We start from the raw sequence: 22,949 nt of genomic DNA, 5'->3' as shown, positions 1-22,949 counted from the left end.
AATATCATTTTTAAAAATTAATTATATTGTTTTTTTAAATTTTTATTACGTTAATTGGGGTATAATTTTCTTTTTATTATTTATAAGTTTAATAATTCATTAAACATGTTATTCCATAATTTCATTACATTTTCTACACTATAATTTGAAGCATTTTGTCGTGCGCTTTTGCCCATCTCTTCTAACTTAACTCTATTTTTCATAAGCTCAATTAATTGATTCGCAAATTCTACATTATTATATATGGGGATCAATACTCCGTTCTCAGTATTTACTATATTTCTAGGTCCATTAGGACAATCAAAAGAAATGATAGGTAAACCACAAGCTTGAGCTTCTAATAATACCAAAGGAAAACATTCATTATGCGATGACATTGCAAAAATAGAAGATGCCAGCATTTTTCCTTTTACATCACTTGTTACTCCTTTCAGCATCAAATGATCTTGTAAATTTTTAGCATCTATTTTGTCTTGTAACATTTTTACATAACCCGGTTCTCCATCACCATAAATATGAAGCTCCCATTCTGGATACTTTTTGCTAACAATTTCCCATATATCAATTAGCATATCATATCCTTTTACTGATGCTATTCTACCAGCAGTAATCACAATATTATTAGATATGGTCGAAACTTTTTCTGGATAAAAAGTAAGAGGATTAGGAATAACAACCGTATTATCTGAGGCATAATAAGCAGCCTCATCCTGATTAAGAATAACCAATTTATCGTATTTAGTCTCTACATAGTCTGCAAACTTCAGGAAATATTTTTTTTGAAGGTTTCTGGGGTTTTTCCTGTTCTCGAGTTCAATAAATTTAGAATAATGAAACTCTTTTACCTTAGGAATGCCCTTATTAATAAAAGGTATAAAATAGGTATCTGTACTATGACTGCAGACTACGACAATATCTGGGTTTATTTTTTTAATTACAGATTTAGTCTTTTTGATATGCTTAGGAAGCTTTCTTAAATTAACCGGATGGAAATAGGATTTGTTTCTTTGATAATTAATTCCCAGATCTTTAAAAATAATTTTATCATTAAACTCATAACAAGGTTTTTTATCCTTTTGTTCTGTAGTAATGATATAAATTTTATTATGAGGCATTGAAGCAAGGTAGTTTGCTTTGATAGAAAGCACTCTCTCAATACCACCGTGTAAATACACCTGATCAATAATAAATACTATTTTCATTTAGATGTATTATTAGTTAAACTTGTAAATAACACATCCCATTCTGCTGTAATTTTTTCTGGTAAATACCGTTTTACAGCTTTTCGAGCATTTTTGCCCATCAAAGTCCTGGATTCTGGATTCTCTACTAGAGATAAGATGCTTCTTGATAAGCCATCAATATCTCCATTCTCTACCAATAATCCATTTTTTTTATCAGAAATAATATCGGATGGACCGTATGGGCAATCAAACGAAACACAAGGAACTCCATAAGCCATAGCTTCTGTTAATACCATTCCAAACCCTTCATATCTAGACGACATCACATATATAGAAGCCTCTTGGTATTTCTCTGCTATATTTCGTACCGGAGCATAAAAATTAACCGTTTCTAATATTCCTAAATTGCGTGCAAGCTCATCTAATCTTTCTTCTTTACTTATCGTCCCGTAAATATCAAGAGTCCAATCCGGATATTTTTCTACTACGGGTTTCCAGCTTTTTAGTAGCCTGTCATATCCTTTCTGAAAACTTTGTTTCCCTACGGCAATAGCTTTTTTGTTTTGTAAAGTACTTTGTTCATTTGGATAGAATGATAATGGATTAGGAATTACCTTAAGGTTTTTAAGATTCCATTCTTTCAGGTTGCCTTTTGTTAAAACAATAAAATGGTCATAGAATTTACCCCCAAAATTCATGAATCCAAACTTTATCGAAGCCTTTATTTTGTGTGATAAAGACGGGGTTCCTTTTTGTATCTCTACATTTTTAGAAACATGTCTTTCGTATATCATTGGGCAAGGTTTGCCAAGAAAAACAGGCACTAAAAATCCTTTAAGTCCATCATCACATACTGCAATAACATCTGGGTTTAATTTTTTAATTACACTCCTTAACTTAGTAATATACTTATATATATACACCAATGGATTACCGCTAACCGTTATATTATGATATGTTAGTTTTGAACTAAAATCATAGAACAGTTTATCTTCGTCCTGATTTAAAGTCACAATATGTATATCATAGTTATATCGATCAGCTAGCATACTGGCTTTTATAGAAAGTACTCTTTCTAATCCTCCAGGGCCATCTACTCGGTTAACAATATATATAAGTTTCATATACAGTTAAAAATTTATTTGTTTAACTGATTTCTTACCTTTTCTTTTAAGGCATTGGCTAAATCATGATGTTTTTCAAGATTCTTTACCAAAGTAGTATTATCTATTTTACCATCTAAAGGAAAGTTTGCAGTATACTCACCTGTTTTACTATCGATATCAATTCTATTAAATAGTTCTAAAATACCATCAAATCGACAAGAATCTACAAAACTGTCAAATCCATTAACGAAGATTACAGGAGTCCCCATAGCAAGACAAGGTAAAGCACAATGAATCCTTGAAGTGATCACTAGCTTTGCCTTAGCATATTTATGTAAGAGTTCTTCTGCCATACTAAATTTCTCTTCATCAGAATATGTATTAGACGGAGGTTCTTGATTAATAAATTCTGCAGAAGCCAGTACTTCTTCACTAATAAAATTCTTTAAGTGTTTATTCTTTTTCCCTAATTGAAATGCAGTACCGTTAAGGATATTTTTTACAGTAATTTTAGCATTATAGAATATTTTCTCGGGTCTTGGATAGCTATAAAGAGGATCTACAATATAAATGGTATCATCTCTTTCTGAATCATCAACTTTGTATGAGTCTAAAGTTAGCGTTAGACAACCTGTAAAATGAGCATCTATCCCTTTTGCTTTTAAAGTATCTGCAGTAAACTGATCTCTGCATCCAATAGGTTCATGTTTTTTTAAATACGCAATTCCTTTTTCGCTCAACATATGTGGAGCTGCAGTATTATTCATATGAAAAGACACAAATACTGGATCTATATTTTCTGATGGAACCCAATTATGAATATTATGAGTGAACCATCCATTCATTACCAGTTTAACAGGATCTCCTTTGTAGTCAGCTAATTTTTCTCTATTTAAAAAAACATCAACTTGCGGTAAAAACTGTTTCGCAGCAAGGCTCTGAATATTGTCTCCAACATTAAAAAACCGCTTATTTTCATCATATTTAAGTAGTCCGTATTTCATTAGTCAATATTTTTTAGTGCATTATTTTTTTATACAATCTTCTTAACCAGGGAAATTTATTTCGTATAATAAACTTGATCCTATGTTTTATTTTATTGGGATTATTAATTTTCTGTTCTAAGAGATCATCTATTTTGCCTTCTCTTATTTTATTGATTTGTATTGTTTCTTCTTCCTTATCATTAAAGACATAAAAGTCATCTACTTTTTTTGCTTTTTCCATCAGTTCCCACCAGAAATACTGAACTCCTTTACTGGCAGAACCTATTTTTAATACTGTATAAAATTTGTCATATACTTTTTCATCTACATTAAAACCATAATCATTAGGATTTCTCCCATTTAAAATCAAACCTAAGATTGTTCTAAAGCATTTCTCACAGTTACTGCAATTAAACTCTGTTCTTAACTCAGAATAGCATACTCTTAATTTAAACTTAGCATTGGTTTTAGTAGCGAACTCTGCTATCGAATCGACTTTGTCTTGCCTTTTAAGTTCGTATCCATCATGAAATACTTTTATACCACCTCCCCATGTAATTTTATGATCAATTTCTGGCGTAGACCCCCAATCAATATCAATATGATCTGTATATGAAGATGCAATATAAATGGCATTATATTTTTTTATAAAAGAAATGGGAGCTACAGATCCTACAAGTGCCAAACCATGCTGTACTTTTCCCCACCATCCTATATCTTTTAATAGTAATTCTACCTGGTATGTATAGAAGTCACGTAGATTTGTTTCTATAAATTCTTTATCGTTGTTATTTAATAAAGCTTCACTTTCTATAAAACTAGTAAAATCATTCCACTGTGTTTTGTCGTCAATAGTAATATCTGCACCATGAATAGTTACCAAATCTGGCTTTTTATCATAAATTCTTATATAGGTTGCATATGCATCTACTCCTCCACTAAATAACATTGCAGGTTGAGTTCCTTCGATACTATTTTTTACTAGTTTTCCTGCAATTAGTTTTCCATTAAGAGTATATGACGAATCTCTCTTTGCAAATTCTTCTTTTATTATTTCCTGGGCATGAAAAAAATCTTCATCTACTTCATCTACTTCAATAATAAATCCAGCAAACCATGCAATAGGGAGTATATTAGATAAAAACGGGATTACTGCAATACTATCGGGAATACCACTTACATCCATTTGATAGCTTACATATAATGATTGATCTTCTACAAAAAACTTCTGAACCTGAGCATCAGCAACATAATCGTAAACGATTTTCTTTCCTTCTTCTGAATAGGATATATTATGAAGTTTTACTTTTTCCATTGTAGTTTATTTTCGTTTTAATAGTGAAGCAATAGGTTTGGTAAATAATTGTTTCTCATATTTTAATAAGCCAAAAAAGTACATTATCACTACAAATACGATAGTATACGCACTTCCTTTTAGTATAAAATTTCCCCATCCATTACCCTGGATATAATTTATAAAATACCCTATTAGCATCACTACTAGTATCACTATGAGTGTTTTATGCAATAATTCTCTAAAAAATCGAAAAATATTTAACCCAATTTTTTTATGATAATAAAAATTCATCACATTTTGCACAACCAACCATCCTGCGACCAATCCAGAGATCATCCCTAACGCGCTATATTTTACTGCGAGAAATCCTCCTAGTATTGTACCCAGAATCATAAACACAAGATATAGGATTGCTTTAAAGGATAATTTATTCTTAGCTTCGAGAATAGAATTCCCAAATGCTTGCAGTAATGGTAATGTATATCCTATCATAATGATTAATGCAATACTGTATATTTCTCTGCATTCTTGGGTATTATATGTACCATCGGCTTCTAATTCTGCGCCTCCTACCCATAAATTGATAAATTGTTCTCCATACAATATAAAAGCTCCTAATACATACATTAATACAATAAAAGACAACCTACCCAATTTAATCATCATATCGGTTAACTCTTCTCCTGTTGCATTTCTTACTGTCATTTGCGTTGCTCTGGGTAAAAAAACACTGGATATTGCAGTAGAAAAAGCACCGTAATACGTTCCCAGGGCAATTCCGATTCCATAAACACCCAAAACCTTTGGTAAACTCATAGCCCCCAGCACCCAGCTACCAGATTTCCATTGTAGCATTCCTACAATAGAAAACACAAAAATCCAACTAGAATATTTTAATATTTGTTTAATAAATGCTTTAGAGAGCTTATGTAATTTAAATCTTACATTAAGTTTTTTAATCACGTAATAGGCAGATACCGAAATGGTAAGAATATTAAATATCGAATCGACTATGACCAACGATATAGCACGACCTCCTAAAAAAAGTACAGCTACTACGGTCACTGATCTTAGAAGATACCTTATTACACTAACAGATTCTGGAAATACAAATGCTTCGTATCCTTTACAGATTCCTGTAAAGATCATTCCCGGAAGTTGAATAGCCAGATTAAAAATCAAAATAACAAACATTAATTTTGCTATTTTAAGTTCTTCGACGCTAAACTTTGTAAAATATGAGTCTATAAAGAAATAGAAGATAATGCCGAAAATAATAACGAGCAGAGAAATAACAAAATATAATATTCCTATTGTTGCTAAAAAATTTTCTTCTCCTTTTCTATCTTTTTCTGCTCTATATTTAGCTATAAACCGAACAACGGTATTAGTAAGTCCAAAATCCAAAAGAGCAATGGTACCTATTAATGCTCCAATTGCATTAAATATACCATATTCATCTTTTCCCAAATAACTAACGATCAAAGGCGTAATCACAATACCTATAACATTAGTAAGGAAAATCTTTAGATAAGTTAGTAATGCCCCTTTTTTTAATTGGCTCAAAATGATTGGTCTTAAGTTGTTATTTTGTTATACTACCGTATGATTATTCTATTATAATCGTCCGTGAACCTTTTCTTTCAGTATTCCTTTAACATCATAAAGAACTCCATTTGGTGAAAGCATAGATTTTAAATCTATTTCTAAAAATTCTTTATGAGCCACTGTTAATACTACTGCATCGTATTTTTCTTTTGGTAAATCGATTGTTATTTCCAGGTTATATTCATGCATTACTTCTGCAGGATTTGCCCATGGATCATATACAGTAACCTCGGTTCCAAAATCGCTTAATTGTCTAATAACATCGACTGCTCTTGTGTTACGAACATCGGGGCAATTTTCTTTAAATGTCACACCAAGCACCAATACTTTAGCACCTTTTATATGAATATCATGTTTTACCATAAGCTTAATCACTTCTGATGACACATATTGCCCCATACTATCATTTAATCTACGTCCTGCTAAGATAATTTCTGGATGATATCCAAATTCTTGTGCACGCTGAGCCAGGTAATATGGATCAACACCAATACAATGACCACCTACCAGTCCCGGTTTAAAAGGTAGAAAATTCCATTTGGTTCCTGCAGCTTCTAATACGTCATTAGTATCTATATCCATTAGGTTAAAGATCTTAGCTAACTCATTAACAAAAGCGATGTTAATATCTCTCTGTGAATTTTCGATAACTTTTGCTGCTTCCGCCACTTTTATGGTTGGTGCAAGGTGAGTTCCTGCTGTAATAATAGAAGCATATAAATCATCTACTTTTTTCCCAACTTCTGGAGTAGATCCTGCAGTAACTTTCAGGATTTTCTCTACGGTGTGTTTTTTATCTCCAGGGTTGATTCGCTCTGGCGAGTATCCGGCAAAAAAGTCTTCATTAAATTTTAACCCACTTATTTGTTCTAGCACAGGAACACATTCTTCTTCGGTAACTCCCGGGTATACTGTAGATTCATAAATGACAATATCTCCTTTTTTTAAGACCTTGCCAACAGTTTCACTAGACTTATACAAAGGTGTAAGATCTGGCCTGTTATTTTTATCTACAGGAGTAGGAACTGTAATTACGTAATAATTGCAATCTTTTATATCTGCTATATCAGAAGAACAGTAGAGTCCGTTTTCATCCAAATCCCTATTATCTTTTAATACTGATTTTAATAAGTCGTCTTCTACTTCTAAAGTAGAATCGGTTCCCGAACGTAATTCTTTGATTCTTTTTTCATTGATATCAAAACCTATTACTGGATATTTAGTTGCAAATAATCTGGCTAGCGGTAACCCTACATATCCTAATCCAATGATGGCAATCTTAATATTTTGCATAATTATTCTTTATTTACTAGAATTTTTGAGTTTATTTTAGATGCTTCCAATACCATTTCACAGCTTCTTTTAGTCCTGATTTGATATCAAATTCTGGAGCATACCCCAAAAGTGTTTTTGCTTTATCTACAGAAGCTAAAGAATGTGGTATATCGCCTTTACGTTCTGGTCCATACGTAATATCTACATCTGCGATAGCATTATCGTATACAGATAGATATTCTTTTAACAAAACCGTTAGTTCGTTTAGCGTTGTTCTTTCTCCGTAAGCTGTATTATAAACATTATTTATAGCTTCTTCATTATCAGAAACTATTGCCAGTAGGTTCATTTGGATTACATTATCAATATAGGTAAAGTCTCTAGAAAATAGGCCATCACCGTTAATTACCGGGGATTCATATTTCATAAACTGCATTACAAATTTGGGAATAACGGCAGCATATGCCCCATTAGGGTCCTGTTTACGACCAAATACATTAAAATATCGTAACCCAACTGTATCTAAATCATATGTTCTTTTAAAGTTATCGGCATACAATTCATTAACATATTTGGTTATAGCATAGGGTGATAATGGTTTCCCTATTTTTTCTTCTACCTTGGGTAAAGCTTCAGAATCACCATATGTCGAAGAGCTTGCAGCATAGATAAAACGTTTTACCCCTGCATCCCTTGAGGCGACCAGCATATTAAGAAATCCTCCAACATTAACATCGTTAGTTGTAATAGGATCATTAATTGATCTTGGTACAGAACCTAATGCAGCCTGATGTAATACAAAATCAACCCCACTACATGCTTTATGGCAATCATCAAGATTTCTAATGTCTGCTTCTATAAAAGTAAAGTTAGAGTTCTTTAATAGCGGATCGATATTTTTTTGGTGTCCTGTTGCAAAATTATCAAATCCTATTACGGTACTTCCAATTTCTAAAAGCGCTTCGCAAAGATTAGACCCTATAAACCCTGCTGCACCAGTCACCAGTATTGTTGAAGAACGAAGATGTTCTAGTTGTTTCGCGTTCATGAATTATATTTTAACCCCCTGTATTTTAGTCCAAAAGACTATGCTTTTGTATATTCAGCGCGAAATTAAGATTTACTTATAGAACATACAACATATGTTAAAGGGGATTTTGCCCCTATTTAAAATTTATAATATTTTGTTAACCTTAAAATTCATTAACCAACAAAAAAACAACACATAAATCACTAACAAACAACACTTTACAAATAAAAACCATTATAAAATTTTAGTAACTAAAATTTTATAATGGTTTAAAAAAGTAAAATATTAAGATTCTATACCATATCTTTCTAATATCTATTGCCAAAATAGCTTATATAAAAACTAGAATTCTAATAGCAATAGCAATTCTTCTTCGAATCGGTTTTTTCCTAAATATTGAGCTTCAAGATTCGTATCAAATGGGATCGGAGTCTGTAAACTTGCTACTCGTTTTACGGGTGCATCAAGAAACGTAAAGCAATTTTCCATAATTAATGCCGAAATATCCGAAGCTATACCTCCAAAAAGTGAATCTTCCTGTAAAATAATAACTTTACCTGTTTTTTTCACAGATTGGTATATCGTATCTGTATCCAGGGGTTGCAATGATCTTAGGTCGACAAGATCCGCATTGATTTGTGGATGCTTTTCTAATACTTCTAATGCCCAATGCACACCTGCCCCATAACTTATAACAGTAATATCTTTTCCTTCCTGTAATACAGAAGCTTTACCTAATGGTAAATTATAATACCCTTCGGGAACCTCTTGGCGGATACTTCTATATAGTGCTTTATGTTCAAAAAACAACACTGGATTAGGGTCTTCTATTGCTGTAGCCAACAAACCTTTTGCATCGTACGGAAATGCAGGATAGACAACTTTAAGCCCTGGTGTTTTGGTAAACCACGCTTCATTAGTCTGACTATGAAACGGCCCCGCTGCAACACCTGCTCCACAAGGCATTCTAATCACAACATCTGCCGACTGACTCCATCTATAATTTGATTTTGCCAACAGATTAACGATTGGATTAAATCCAGAAGACACAAAATCAGCAAATTGCATTTCAACAACAGCCTTATAATCATTAATAGACAGCCCATACCCTGCAGAGACAATTCCTGATTCACAAATTGGAGTATTGCGTACTCGTTCTTTTCCGAATGTATCCAAAAAGCCTTCGGTAATTTTAAAAACTCCTCCATATTCTGCGATATCCTGCCCCATAATCACAAGCTTATCATAGCGATGCATGCTTTCTTTTAGACCATCAGAAATAGCATCAATCAACCTTTGTTCTTTTGTATCGGTACCAGGTTTTATTTCCTTATAATCAAATGGTGTATACACATCATTTAACTCTTTATCCAAATTAACATCAATCGCTTCTTCGGTATTTGCACGCTCCCAATTAGATTCTATTTCCTTTTTTATAGTGGATTTTTTTTCACGATCATCTTCATCAGAAATTATTCCCTCATCTATCAGGTAATTCTTATAGTTTTTTATAGGATCTTTAGCACTCCAGTGCTCCATTAACTCCTTAGGCACATACTTTGTTCCACTTGCTTCTTCATGCCCGCGCATTCTGAAAGTTTTAAATTCTAATAAAACCGGTCGCGGATTGATCCTAATGCTTTTGGCTAACTTGCTTACTTTATCGTATACTTCTAATATATTATTCCCATCAATAATATGGGACTCCATACCATATCCCAAGCCACGATCTGCAAGGTGTTCACAATTATATTGTTCACTGGTAGGGGTCGATAATCCATAACCATTATTTTCTATACAGAACATCACGGGCAAACTCCATACCGAAGCTACATTAAGTGCTTCATGAAAATCTCCTTCACTGGTTCCTCCTTCTCCTGTAAACACTGCAGTAACTTTGTTATTCTTTTTTAAAAGATTTCCCATAGCAATCCCACAAGCTATTCCCATTTGTGGTCCAAGGTGAGAAATCATACCTACAATATTATAATCTTGTGTTCCGAAATGAAAAGAACGATCACGCCCTTTGGTAAATCCATTTGCTTTTCCTTGCCATTGGCTAAACAGTCTATATAAAGGAATATCTCTTGTTGTAAATACTCCCAAATTACGATGCATCGGAAGTATATATTCTTCGTTTTCTAAAGCAGCCGTTATCCCCACAGATATTGCTTCTTGCCCTATACCACTAAACCATTTAGATATTTTTCCTTGCCGTAACAATACAAGCATTTTCTCTTCAATAAGCCTGGGTTTAAGCATTTTGAGATATAGTGAGATCAGCTGATCATCTTTGTATTCTTTTCGGTCAAAATGTAGTTCTATTTTTTCCTTTGAAATGTGCTCCATAGCAGTAAATTTGTTAGGTAAAAATACTTATTTTTACTTCACAACTCGCATCCCAATTACAATATTATTAAGTAGTTGTTAATTTACCCTAAACAATTCTATGAATTAGTTAAATTTACCATGAATTAAGGATTAAGCGTCCATAATTAACAAATTTGACCGATATTTTGCAGCTATAAATAAATTTGAAGTCCTATTAGGAATTTTCGGTCAAATACACCTATTTTAGTTCTTCAATACACAAATGAATAGACTAATGAATAATATACCAAGCGTAGATTTGGCAGATTTTTTATCAAATGATCCTTCACGAAAACAAAAATTTGTCAACGAAATAGGAAAAGCTTACGAAGAAATTGGCTTTGTTGCATTGAAAAATCATTTTTTAAGTGACCAACTTGTAGAAGATTTATATAAGGAAATTAAAAACTTTTTCGCATTACCCACAGCCACCAAAGAAAAATATGAAATCGAAGGATTAGGCGGACAAAGAGGCTATACTTCTTTTGGTAAAGAACATGCCAAAGGTAAAAAAGAAGGAGATCTAAAAGAGTTTTGGCATTTTGGACAAGAACCAGATGCAGATGCTAACTTAATTGAAGAATACCCGGATAATGTTATTGTTGAAGAATTAAAAGACTTTAACACCACAGGAATGGAAGCTTATAAAATGTTAGAAAAGACAGGAATCTATGTCCTTAGAGCATTAGCTATATATATAGGTCTTGATGAACATTACTTTGATCATTGGGCAAGTAATGGTAATAGTATCTTACGCCCTATTCACTACCCTCCTATTAAAGAAGAACCTAAAGGTGCAGTTAGAGCAGGAGCACATGGAGACATTAACCTGATTACATTGTTAATGGGAGCTTCTACAGGAGGACTACAAGTGCAACATAGAGATGGGCAATGGATTGATGCGCTCCCAGAAGAGGATGAACTCGTTATTAATGTTGGAGATATGTTAGAACGACATACTAATAATAAACTTCGATCTACAATACATCGCGTAGTAAACCCTCCCAAGGATCAGTGGGGAAAACCAAGATATTCTATTCCTTTCTTTATGCATCCAAGAAGTGACATGAAGCTAAATTGTTTAGAAAAATGTATTACAGAAGATAATCCTAAGCACTATGAAGATATTACTGCTGGAGAATTCTTACACCAAAGACTTGTAGAAATTGGATTAATAAAAAAATAAACTCCGTATGGATTTACAAGATCAATTAAAAAAATTATTTCCTGATCATCAACCAGAAGAGACAGAAGAAAATGTACAAGATGATCAAGATCAAATATGGATGCAGGATGATCCTATAGTTTGCAAATACGAAAAACGAAAAGGAAAACCCATCACTATACTTGAGGGGTATACTGGTGCTGACGAAGATTTTAAAAAACTCGCCAAAGAGTTAAAAACTCGCTTAAGTGTTGGTGGGAGTTTTAAAAATGATGCTATAATCATACAAGGTGATTACAGAGATCAAATTATGGATATTCTTAAGGAAAAAGGATTTAAAGTAAAACGTGTAGGAGGATAATAAATCAATAACTATTTTGGGGAAAAACACATTACATATTACTAATGGGGATAGTCTAACCAATAGAATGAAAGAGTTAGATCTTGCTACCGGAGAATTTATGACCTGGCGTGAAATGCTTTGCGAAGGGCCTACCAAAATTGAAGTAGAAACAGAAGATGCTATCAAAACTCGGGAATCTTTTCTGAAAAAATACTACAGAATCGGTTCTTCTGATTATGAAGAAAAATTTGTTTCGCAACTCAAAAAAATAGATAACCTTACAAACTATACCGAAATCATACTATGGTTTGAATATGATTTATTCTGCCATGTTAATATGATTGCCGCTATTAGCTTATTACTTCGTAAAGGAATTAAAGATATTCCTGTTTACCTGGTTTGTAGTGGTAGAATTGAGCATGAGAAAAAACTATTTGGACTTTGTGAGTTATCTGAAAAACAACTAAAAGAACATTACAAAAACAAAATCTTATTAACTATAGATGATCTTGAATTTGCTTCTCATATCTGGACATTATACTGCGAATCAAAACCACAGAAAATGGCAGGGCAGATTAAAAGAGATTCTTCTTTCGAATATATGTCGATATGCCTAAGAGCACATTTGCAGCGTTTTCCTAACATGCTAACCGGACTTAATATTTTAGAACATAATATCCTGGAAATGGTCGATAATTACCATATTAAAAATATTAAGCAACTTATGGGATATGCTCTGGAGTATCAAGGATATTATGGATATGGTGACATGCAAATGACACGTGTGCTTGCAAGGCTCTTTCAGTTTTTAGATCAAACAAAAGATAGACTTTTATTATCCGAAAGAGGAAAACTAGCGTTACAACACAAAAAAAACTTTTATAACACACAAGTATTAGATTGGTATTATGGAGGGGTAAAAAAATACGATTACCTGTATAACAATGAAACTCACGCACTATTAAAATTATAATATGGCTATAGCCGAATCCGAACTTATTCTTAATAAAGATGGTAGTATTTATCATCTAAATCTTAAACCAGAACACCTTGCCCAGACGATAATAACTGTTGGGGATCCAGATCGGGTTGATCTGGTAACACAACATTTTGAAACTATCGAATGTAACATTCGTAAACGAGAATTTCATACGCAAACAGGAATTTATAAAGGGCACAGAATTACTGTAATTTCTACAGGTATTGGTACAGATAATATAGATATTGTATGTAATGAACTAGATGCCTTAGTAAATATTGACCTTACTACTCGTAAAAACAAAACAGAGCGCACCACATTACATATTATTCGTATAGGAACCTCTGGATCTATACAACCAGATATTCCTATAGATAGTTTTGTGGTTTCAGAAATTGCCACTGGTTTTGATAGTCTTCTACATTTCTATAAAAGTAATCATGTACAATTACCCGAAATTTCAGAAGCTTTGGCAAAACATATAGATTTGGATCAAAATAAATCAAAGCCATATACAGTTGCATACGATAAACAATTAGGAGAGCATATGTTAAGTAGTATTGTTCAAAAAGGACATACAGTGACCAATGTAGGTTTTTATGGCCCTCAGGGAAGAGTATTAAGGTTACCATTACAGGATCAAGAACTTAATACAAAAATAGCCTCTTTTGTACATGAGGATAAAAAAATAACTAATTTGGAAATGGAAACTGCCGGCATATACGGATTGGCAAAATTACTTGGACATAAAGCCGTATCTATGAATGCTATTGTAGCTAATCGTACTACAGGAGAATTTAGTCAAAACCCAAAAGAAACTGTAAAGAAACTTATCAAATACACTTTAGACAAAATAGTAGATTATCACCTATAAATAGTTATATAAAATAAAAAAGAATGAGTAGTAGGTCCTCATTCTTTTTTCATTATTTGGTTAATAACTAATTATCTCTAAGTAGATTAACCAAATAATACTTTAAGACTAATTAATAAATTAGTAAGCAACAATACTGCAATAAAGACTACGATACCATTCTCTAGAGAATTATTTTTTAACTTCGCAACCTTTACATATGTATTTTTATTTTTTAAAAAATTCTTTTTCATAGCAATATTGTTTTTATTTGGGGTTAAAACTTTTTAAATATAAATAATCTTTAAAATAGTAATGGTTCAAATATATAAAAATCATTTATTTTTATCGTTAAAAAACATAAATAATCGATGAAATACACATTTATTAATTTCAGATAGCATGCAAACTATAAAAATAGGTGGTGTTCCTGAGCACTTCAATCTACCCTGGCATTTAACTATTGAAGACGGAAGCTATCTAAAAAACAATATACAATTAGAGTGGACAGAATATCCTGGTGGTACAGGAGCAATGTGCGAGGCCTTAAGAAACCAGGATATCGACATGGCAATAATTCTTACAGAAGGAATCGTTAAAGATATCATCGCCGGTAATCCCAGTAAAATTGTACAAACATATATCCAAACACCTCTTATATGGGGAATTCATGTAAGCGTCAATTCTAAATACACTAATCTTTCTGAGCTTCAAAATACAAAAGCTGCTATTAGCAGATATGGATCTGGTTCTCATTTGATGGCTTATGTAAATGCTCAAAACCAAAAATGGGACACCTCTCATTTACAATTTGAAGTTGTAAAAAACCTGGATGGGGCAGTTGAAGCATTAACCAATGGAAAAGCTGATTATTTTATGTGGGAACATTTTACTACAAAACCATTGGTCGATAATGGAGTATTTAGACGAGTCATAGATTGCCCTACTCCCTGGCCTTGTTTTGTTATAGCCGTAAGAGAAGATATACTCAATACCAAAAAAGAAGAAATAAAGACTATTCTAGACATTATAAATACCACCACTACAGATTTTAAACATATCCCGAGTATAGATAGAACTCTTGCTTATAGGTATGATCAACAATTAGAAGATATACAGAAATGGTTACAACATACAGAATGGAGTCAGTCTCTTATCAAAAAAGAAACACTCGTAGAGGTTCAGGATTACTTATTTAATTTAGAAATCATTAACAAAAAAATAGCTCCCGAAAAACTAATTTATGACATCTAAGATCTGCATATACCCTATTAAATTAAAAAAAAGTTGAAATATAGGGTAGGGATATCTTAATCCAAAACGTTACTTCATAAAGGATATTTTAAAGAATTAAGGTCAAAAATATAATATATAAAATGTACAGAGGAAACTCTTAGCAAATAATTAATTCTTAAATATCTATATAGCAAGCGTCTATACAAATAAAAAAATTTGTACATTTGCCGAGCCTACCCCCAATAAAATGAACTAATTATTAGCGCATACGCAACCTTTTTGAGTGCATTGCATCTAGTAATTAACTAACAAATCTATTATGGTAACTTTTTTAATAATTCTCGCAAGCCTTATTGTCTTCAATTTTGTTCTGCTTAAATTAAGCATGCAATCTGTTGATACAGACAAAAAGAAATCAAAAACACAAAAAGTTCAGATTAATTCGGTATCTGATCAATCTTCAGATAAGTCGAAATCTTCTAAGATACCTAACGCGGCATAAGCATATTTACCAATTTATTTCAGTTTGATTCGTTTCAAGCAAGTATGAATTGGTCTTACTAAAGTGTTTATTTCCAAACCAATATCCTCTATTAGCACTTAATGGAGAAGGATGCCCACTAGTTAAAACATGATGTTTTGATCTGTCTATCTTAGCTCCTTTTTTCTTAGCATAACCACCCCACAGTAAAAAAACAACATTCTTTTTTGTATCGGATATCGTTTGAATAACTGCATCTGTAAATTGTTCCCATCCTTTGTTTTGATGAGATCCAGCTTGATGTGCTCTAACAGTGAGTGTAGCATTTAATAATAAAACGCCTTGTTTTGCCCAACGTTCTAAATTTCCATTTGAAGGAAAAGGCAGTTTCAAGTCTGTTTCAATTTCCTTAAAAATATTTATCAATGATGGTGGCATATCAATACCATCACTAACAGAGAAACACAAACCATTAGCTTGCCCGACTCCGTGATAAGGATCCTGACCAATTACAACCACTTTAACATCATCAAAACTACAATGATCAAAAGCAGAAAATATGTCACTTCCTTTTGGATAACACGTGTTATTTTTATATTCTGTTTTCACAAAACCTACTAATGAAGCAAAATACGGCTTGTCAAATTCTTCTTTAAGTTGCTGATTCCAAGAAGGTTCAATATTTACATTCATATAGATGTCAAAAAATTATAGCAATTGTGTACTTTTGCCCTGTTCTAAAATTGATCGAATATAACCCAAAAATAGGGTAAAAAAAAGTATGATTCGTATTTCTAAAAAAACACTAGACGATCTAGAATTTGATACTGTGCAAAAACATATTGCAGAACAGTGCAATACAGATTTTGGTAAGTTAAAAGCATTGCAAATTGCTCCCTTCGATACCGAAGAGCAGCTTCATATTGCCTTACAAGAAGTATTCGAATACAAATCTTCATTATTCAATGATACCCGTATACCCAATCATGGATTCGATAGTATTAATAAAGAAATTCAATTATTAAATATTGAAAATACTTTTTTAGAAGCCCCAAATCTAAAACGATTGATTTCTATTAGTACTACTACTAATGATTTACTCTATTTTTTTAGAAAAAATGCTGAGCTATACCCTACCCTATACCAAACATCTTCTACAGTAACATTTACCAAAGAGGTTATTCATCTAATCGAAATGGTAATTGATAAGTTCGGAGAGGTTAAAGATAATGCTTCTCCTGTATTACAACGCCTTCGAAAAGATATTCATAGTGTACAGGGAAGACTAAATGGAAGTTTCGGAAAAGATTTAGCCCGATATAATAGTTTGGGCTACCTGGATGAAATTAAAGAAAGTGTCGTAGATAACAGAAGAGTTCTGGCAGTAGCAGCTATGTACAGGCGTAAAGTAAAAGGCGCTATTATGGGTAATTCTAAAACGGGAAGTATTGTCTACATAGAACCCGAAGCTACTTTACAATATAGTCGTGAGCTCAGTAATCTTCAATATGAAGAACGAGAAGAAGTTGTAAAAATATTAAAAGCACTCACTAACAAATTACGTCCGTTTATAGAATTATTCAAGGACTATCAGGAATACCTAAGTAATATCGATGTTGTTTCGGCAAAATCAAAATATGCAGGTCAACTTAATGCTGTATTGCCAAAAATCACTACCGATAGAGAGTTAACACTTAAAGACGCATATCATCCTTTATTATATCATACCAATACAATAAAAGGAGAGAAAACCTTCCCGCAGACTATAACATTAAATGAGAATAATCAAATTATTGTTATTTCTGGTCCTAATGCCGGTGGAAAAAGTATTACCTTAAAAACTATTGGTTTACTACAGGTAATGTTGCAAAGCGGAATGCTAATTCCGGTACATGAATACAGTAGAATGTGTCTATTCGATGTGATTCTTACCGATATAGGTGATAATCAATCTATAGAAAACCACCTAAGCACATACAGTTATCGTTTGAAGAATATGAATTATTTCTTACGAAAATGTAATAACAAAACACTATTTCTAATTGATGAGTTTGGAACAGGTAGTGATCCAGAACTTGGTGGCGCGCTAGCTGAAGCTTTCCTCGAGGTGTTCTATGAAAGAGGGTCTTTTGGGATCATCACAACCCATTATGCCAATTTAAAAATGCTGGCTAATGAGTTACCAAATATGAGTAATGCAAATATGTTATTCGATTCAAAAACACTAGAACCCCTTTTTAAATTACACTTAGGTGAAGCAGGAAGTTCTTTTACTTTTGAAGTCGCTCAAAAAAACGGAATCCCATATAGCCTAATCAATAAAGCAAAGAAAAAAGTAGAGCGCGGTAAAATTCGTTTTGATAAAAGTATTGCTAATCTTCAAAAAGAAAGATCAAAACTACAAAAAACTACTGCTGGCCTCAAAACCAAAGAGCAAAAAGCAGAAGAAGAAAAGGAACGCTTAGAAAAGACAAATCAGCGTATTCAGCGTAAGCTAGAAAGCTATCAGGAGTTATATGACAGTAATCAAAGAATGATCTATCTGGGTCAAAAAATTGATGATCTTAGCGAAAAATACTTTAATAATAAGAGAAAAAGAGAGCTAATCAATGAATTTATAAAAATCGTTGAGGTAGAAAACTCCAAACGAAAAAAACAAAGCCCTAAGCAACGAAAAGTAGAAAAAGCCAAAGAGCAAAAAGTCGTAAAAGAAGTTAAAGAAAAAGTACAGGTAATTCGTAAAAAGAAAAAAGAAGAAAAAAAGAAAGAAGAAAAGATCGAAGCGGCAAAACCAAAAGTAACTCTAAAAACTGGTGATCGAGTACGAATGATTGATGGAAAATCTATAGGAACCATAGACAGCATAGAAAAAGGAAAAGCTATTGTTAATTACGGGGTTTTTACTACTAATGTAAGTATTGATCAATTAGAATTTGTAGAAAGAAAAAAATAAACTCCGTATGGAAATCTACCTTTATCTAAGTACTTACATCATCTTAATCATAGGTTTATCGATTTATATATCCAGATCATCATCAAGTGAAGATTTTCTTATCGGAGGCAGAAATAAAAGTGCTTATGCTATTTTATTCTCTAAATTCGCAGGTGCAATTGGAGTCAGCACTCTAATTACATATACAGGTTATGCCTACAAATTTGGTTGGGGACTTTTTGCCATGTCTTTGGGATCAGTAATTGGTTATTTTTTATTTGCGTTTTGGGCCGCACCAAAAATAAAAAAGCTATCTAAACAAGGTAAGTTCTATACACAGGGAGATCTACCTGCTTTTGTTACAAATAATAAAAATACAGCTACCGTTACCAATTTTATAACTATAGCTGTTCAATTTTTCTGGATATTATTATCCCTGGCAGGTGGTGCAAAGATTATTGCTTTCTTCGAAATTCTTCCTTACGAAACCGCACTATTGATTACAGCAATTGTAGTGATGGTATATGTTTTATTTTCTGGTTTTAAAGCTGTAATTATTACCGATATTTTTCAGGCAGTAATTATCATAGCATTTCTCTGTATACTAATTTATGGCATGTTTGATAGTAAGGATTTTGGTATGATTCTTAGCAGTACTACGGGTAATAATGTGACTATTGGTAGTGTTGTAGGTTTAGTACTATACGGGGGGCTATCTGTTTTTGGGTTAGCAGATCGATACCAGCTTTGTTATGCTGCTAAAGATGAAAAATCATTAAAAAGAGGATTAAGTCTTGCTATTATCCCAGTTTTATGTATTGTCTTTTTATTACTTATAATTGGGTTATACACCTATATTCAAAATCCTAATTTAGATCCCGACACCGTATTTGTTTATGCTATGCAAAACTTTATAGCACAATCATGGCTACCACTTTTGCTTGTACTTTTTTTTGCAGGTTTAATGAGTACTGCAGATACCTCTATTTTTGCTGTGGCTTCTCATATTGTTTCTGCTACTAAAGAAGAACAAAAAGTAAAATCTTTACGATATGCTACGATTATTACCGTCATTGTTGCTTTTATAGTAGCATTATTTTGGAGAAGTATTGTGGATATAACTATTGTAGGTGCTGCATTGCGAATGACACTTTCTATAGCGATGATATATGTTATACTGCAAAAAAGAAATAGCGGAAGATTTCTGGCCAGTGCATTAGGAGGTCTCTTAGGATTAATAATTGGTATACTCGTCTTTGGTCCTACTCCAACTATTGCTATAACCGTGCTTTTAGGGTCATTATTAGGGCTAATTTATAGATCCAAAGCACCAAAAGAAGTGTAGTTGTATAAAGTTGTCTTCTTAAAAGATAATTGATAAGGACTTCCTGTTAAAGTATCCTTAAACCACAATTCTGAGAATTTTATCTTTTTATATTTGGAGAAACTCAATTAAAAATTGCACCCAGAAGTTATGCGAAAATTATTTTTTATAGCCTGTTTTGGTATCCTATTTCCATACGTTATACAAGGACAACAACCCAATAAACCCAATGCAGCAGAAATTCATCAAGCTATAAAAAAACTTAATTTTTTAGGATCTGTATTATATGTTGCAGCTCATCCCGATGATGAAAATACCCGACTTATATCCTATATGTCTAATCAGGTAAAAGCCAGAACAGCATATTTATCTCTTACCCGGGGAGATGGTGGACAAAATTTGATAGGCCCCGAGATTAGAGAATTATTAGGTGTAATTAGAACCCAGGAATTATTAGCGGCTCGTAGAACCGATGGAGGAGAGCAATTGTTTACCCGTGCTAATGACTTTGGATATTCTAAACATCCCGACGAAACACTTTCTATCTGGGATAAAAAAGAAGTACTGGGAGATGTCGTATGGGCAATACGAAATTTTAAACCAGATATAATCATCAATCGTTTTAATCACAGGACTCCCGGTAGTACTCATGGTCATCATACATCTTCGGCAATGTTAAGTGTAGAAGCTTTTGATATAACTGGGGATAAAACAGTATATCCAGATCAGCTTAACTATACAGAAACCTGGCAACCCAAAAGATTATTCTTTAATACTTCCTGGTGGTTTTATGGTAGTCGAGAAAAATTCGCAAAAGCAGATAAAACCAATTTATTAGCGTTTGATACGGGAATATATTATCCTTCTCTGGGGCTTTCTAACACAGAAATAGCATCATTAAGCCGTAGCCAGCACAAATCACAGGGATTTGGTAGTACAGGTAGTCGTGGACAACAAAGTGAATATGTAGAACTTATTAAAGGCGATTTACCAAAAGATAAAACAAATATTTTTGAAGGAATTGATACCTCATGGAATCGTGTTAAAGGAGGTAAAGCTATTGGTGATATTCTATACCAGGTAGAAAAAGATTTTGATTTCAAGAATCCACCTGCTATTCTTCCTCAATTAGTAAAAGCATATCAATTAATTCAGCAATTAGAAAATAAACATTGGAAAGCTGTTAAAACTAAAGAGATTCAAGAAATTATTGCTGCTGTTTCTGGTCTTTACCTGGAAGCTGTTGCGACCGAAGCAAATGCTACTAAAGGAAGCGAAGTTATACTAAAAGTAGAAGCGATCAATAGAAGTGCGAATACTATGACTCTGCAATCTATCAAAATTGCTGCAGTTAATATTAATGATGTTTCTGAAAAAGTTCTAAAAAACAATATCCGAAATAATTTCGAATTTAAAGGTAGTATCCCATCTAATTTTGATTTTACTAATCCTTATTGGCTCACCAATAAAGGTACACTGGGGATGTATAATGTTAATGATCAAAAACTAATCGGAAAACCAGAAACAGATCATAAAATCAAAGCTTTGTTTACAGTAGTACTCGATGGAGTTTCTATCCCTTTTTCTAAAGACGTTGTATACAAAACAAACGATCCTGTTAAAGGAGAAGTATATAAACCATTCGAGATTATTCCTGCTATTTCTGCAAGTATAAAAGATAAAGTAATTATCTACGCTAACGGTGCTTCAAAACAAATTCCTGTTACTATAAAAGCTGGTAAAGCGAACTTAAATGGAAAGGTTACATTAACACATCCAGAAGGTTGGCAAGTGACTCCTGCCGCTATTAATTTTAATCTCTCTCAAAAAGGAGAAGAAAAAACAATCGTTTTTACCCTTACATCGCCTCAGACTCAAAGTGAAGGCTATATTTCGCCAAAAATAGAAATCAATGGAAATCTATATTCAAAAGAAGTCATTACTATTGATTATGACCATATTCCATACCAAACTGTAGTATTACCATCTGAGACCAAAGTTGTACGTTTGGATATTAAAAAGAAAGGAGAAAATATTGGATATATAGAAGGTGCCGGAGATGTAGTACCAGAAAGTTTACAGCAAATAGGCTATAAAGTAACCACAATTGATCCAGAATCTATTTCTACAGAAAGTTTACAACCTTTTGATGCTATTGTAGTAGGAATTAGGGCTTATAACACTGTAGAACAGCTAAAATTTAAACAACAATACCTATTAGAGTATGTAAAAAATGGAGGAAACCTGATCATTCAATACAATACCAGTCATAGGTTAAAAGTAACTGATAACTTAGGCCCATACCCTCTTAAATTATCCAGAGATCGGGTAACCGATGAAAATGCAAAAATTACCTTTTTAGCACCAGAGCATCAGGTATTAAATTCACCTAATAAAATCACTGCTAATGATTTTGAAGGATGGGTGCAGGAAAGAGGATTGTATTTCCCTAATGAATGGTCAAAAGAGTACACTCCTATTTTGGCGGCCAATGATAAAGGGGAGTCTAAAAAAAGAGGTCCTCTATTAATTGCCAAATATGGTAAAGGACATTATGTATATACCGGACTTAGTTTTTTTAGAGAGTTTCCGGCAGGAGTATCAGGTGCATATCGACTTTTTGCGAATATGCTTTCCTTAGGAAAATAAACACCAAATATATCTAATCTAGCAATTTTTAGTATGGAAAAGAAAGAAGAAAAAAGAGAGTGGAAAAAATTATATAGTGCAGTATTAATCGCTAACGCAGTTTATATACTATTGTTCTATTTGATCACTAA

The 22,949-nt window shown here is 32.8% G+C and carries 18 protein-coding genes; 9 read left to right on the top strand and 9 right to left on the bottom strand.

What is annotated here, in order from left to right; all coding sequences use genetic code 11:
* Positions 1–80 precede the first annotated feature (80 nt).
* The 8 genes from ATO12_RS00580 to ATO12_RS00545 all read right to left on the bottom strand — a co-directional run bounded on the left by ATO12_RS00580 (position 81) and on the right by ATO12_RS00545 (position 10,835).
* Positions 81–1,202 (bottom strand): glycosyltransferase family 4 protein, encoded by a 1,122-nt coding sequence (locus ATO12_RS00580; RefSeq protein WP_034237679.1) that lies wholly within the window; start codon positions 1,200–1,202, stop codon positions 81–83.
* The gene (locus tag ATO12_RS00575; protein ID WP_034237678.1) at positions 1,199–2,308 is read right to left on the bottom strand and encodes a glycosyltransferase family 4 protein; all 1,110 of its coding nucleotides are present in this window, start codon (positions 2,306–2,308) and stop codon (positions 1,199–1,201) included. The genes ATO12_RS00580 and ATO12_RS00575 overlap by 4 nt, the downstream gene beginning before the upstream one ends.
* Positions 2,309–2,322: 14 nt before the next feature.
* Positions 2,323–3,294 (bottom strand): polysaccharide pyruvyl transferase family protein, encoded by a 972-nt coding sequence (locus ATO12_RS00570; RefSeq protein ID WP_034237676.1) that lies wholly within the window; start codon positions 3,292–3,294, stop codon positions 2,323–2,325.
* Between the two features lie 13 nt (positions 3,295–3,307).
* Positions 3,308–4,591: a hypothetical protein gene (locus ATO12_RS00565; protein ID WP_034237675.1), complete on the bottom strand. Its 1,284-nt coding sequence runs from the start codon at positions 4,589–4,591 to the stop codon at positions 3,308–3,310.
* Between the two features lie 6 nt (positions 4,592–4,597).
* Positions 4,598–6,139 carry an oligosaccharide flippase family protein gene (locus ATO12_RS00560; protein WP_034237673.1) on the bottom strand — a complete coding sequence of 514 codons (1,542 nt, stop codon included), beginning with the start codon at positions 6,137–6,139 and terminating at the stop codon, positions 4,598–4,600.
* 51 nt (positions 6,140–6,190) lie between these two features.
* The gene (locus ATO12_RS00555; RefSeq protein WP_034237671.1) at positions 6,191–7,474 is read right to left on the bottom strand and encodes a nucleotide sugar dehydrogenase; all 1,284 of its coding nucleotides are present in this window, start codon (positions 7,472–7,474) and stop codon (positions 6,191–6,193) included.
* Positions 7,475–7,505: 31 nt separating this feature from the next.
* Positions 7,506–8,504 (bottom strand): SDR family oxidoreductase, encoded by a 999-nt coding sequence (locus ATO12_RS00550; RefSeq protein WP_034237668.1) that lies wholly within the window; start codon positions 8,502–8,504, stop codon positions 7,506–7,508.
* A 324-nt stretch (positions 8,505–8,828) separates the two neighbouring features.
* Positions 8,829–10,835 (bottom strand): alpha-ketoacid dehydrogenase subunit alpha/beta, encoded by a 2,007-nt coding sequence (locus ATO12_RS00545; RefSeq protein WP_034237665.1) that lies wholly within the window; start codon positions 10,833–10,835, stop codon positions 8,829–8,831.
* A 256-nt stretch (positions 10,836–11,091) separates the two neighbouring features.
* Between ATO12_RS00545 and ATO12_RS00540 the strand changes: the two genes are divergently transcribed.
* From ATO12_RS00540 to ATO12_RS00515, 6 genes are all read left to right on the top strand, one after another.
* Positions 11,092–12,042 carry an isopenicillin N synthase family dioxygenase gene (locus tag ATO12_RS00540; RefSeq protein ID WP_034237662.1) on the top strand — a complete coding sequence of 317 codons (951 nt, stop codon included), beginning with the start codon at positions 11,092–11,094 and terminating at the stop codon, positions 12,040–12,042.
* A 7-nt stretch (positions 12,043–12,049) separates the two neighbouring features.
* Positions 12,050–12,382 (top strand): translation initiation factor, encoded by a 333-nt coding sequence (locus ATO12_RS00535; RefSeq protein WP_034237661.1) that lies wholly within the window; start codon positions 12,050–12,052, stop codon positions 12,380–12,382.
* A 16-nt stretch (positions 12,383–12,398) separates the two neighbouring features.
* On the top strand, positions 12,399–13,337 hold the full coding sequence (locus ATO12_RS00530; protein ID WP_034237659.1) for a DUF1835 domain-containing protein: 939 nt from the start codon (positions 12,399–12,401) through the stop codon (positions 13,335–13,337).
* Position 13,338: 1 nt separating this feature from the next.
* Positions 13,339–14,217 carry a nucleoside phosphorylase gene (locus ATO12_RS00525; RefSeq protein WP_034237656.1) on the top strand — a complete coding sequence of 293 codons (879 nt, stop codon included), beginning with the start codon at positions 13,339–13,341 and terminating at the stop codon, positions 14,215–14,217.
* 381 nt (positions 14,218–14,598) lie between these two features.
* Complete coding sequence (locus ATO12_RS00520) at positions 14,599–15,450, top strand: substrate-binding domain-containing protein (RefSeq protein ID WP_034237654.1); 852 nt, start codon at positions 14,599–14,601, stop codon at positions 15,448–15,450.
* 301 nt (positions 15,451–15,751) lie between these two features.
* The gene (locus ATO12_RS00515; protein ID WP_034237652.1) at positions 15,752–15,934 is read left to right on the top strand and encodes a hypothetical protein; all 183 of its coding nucleotides are present in this window, start codon (positions 15,752–15,754) and stop codon (positions 15,932–15,934) included.
* Positions 15,935–15,940: 6 nt separating this feature from the next.
* Here ATO12_RS00515 and ATO12_RS00510 read toward each other — a convergent pair whose 3' ends face one another.
* Complete coding sequence (locus tag ATO12_RS00510; protein WP_034237650.1) at positions 15,941–16,606, bottom strand: uracil-DNA glycosylase; 666 nt, start codon at positions 16,604–16,606, stop codon at positions 15,941–15,943.
* Between the two features lie 88 nt (positions 16,607–16,694).
* Between ATO12_RS00510 and ATO12_RS00505 the strand changes: the two genes are divergently transcribed.
* From ATO12_RS00505 to ATO12_RS00495, 3 genes are all read left to right on the top strand, one after another.
* Positions 16,695–18,866 carry an endonuclease MutS2 gene (locus ATO12_RS00505; protein ID WP_034237648.1) on the top strand — a complete coding sequence of 724 codons (2,172 nt, stop codon included), beginning with the start codon at positions 16,695–16,697 and terminating at the stop codon, positions 18,864–18,866.
* A 7-nt stretch (positions 18,867–18,873) separates the two neighbouring features.
* Positions 18,874–20,190 carry a sodium:solute symporter family protein gene (locus tag ATO12_RS00500; protein ID WP_034237646.1) on the top strand — a complete coding sequence of 439 codons (1,317 nt, stop codon included), beginning with the start codon at positions 18,874–18,876 and terminating at the stop codon, positions 20,188–20,190.
* A 129-nt stretch (positions 20,191–20,319) separates the two neighbouring features.
* On the top strand, positions 20,320–22,818 hold the full coding sequence (locus ATO12_RS00495; RefSeq protein WP_034237643.1) for a PIG-L family deacetylase: 2,499 nt from the start codon (positions 20,320–20,322) through the stop codon (positions 22,816–22,818).
* The last annotated feature ends 131 nt before the right edge of the window (positions 22,819–22,949 follow it).

The sequence above is a fragment of the Aquimarina atlantica genome (assembly GCF_000626715.1).
Lineage (GTDB): Bacteria > Bacteroidota > Bacteroidia > Flavobacteriales > Flavobacteriaceae > Aquimarina > Aquimarina atlantica.
Note: the sequence above shows the minus strand (reverse complement) of the source record. Positions and strands in the feature narration are given on the sequence as shown.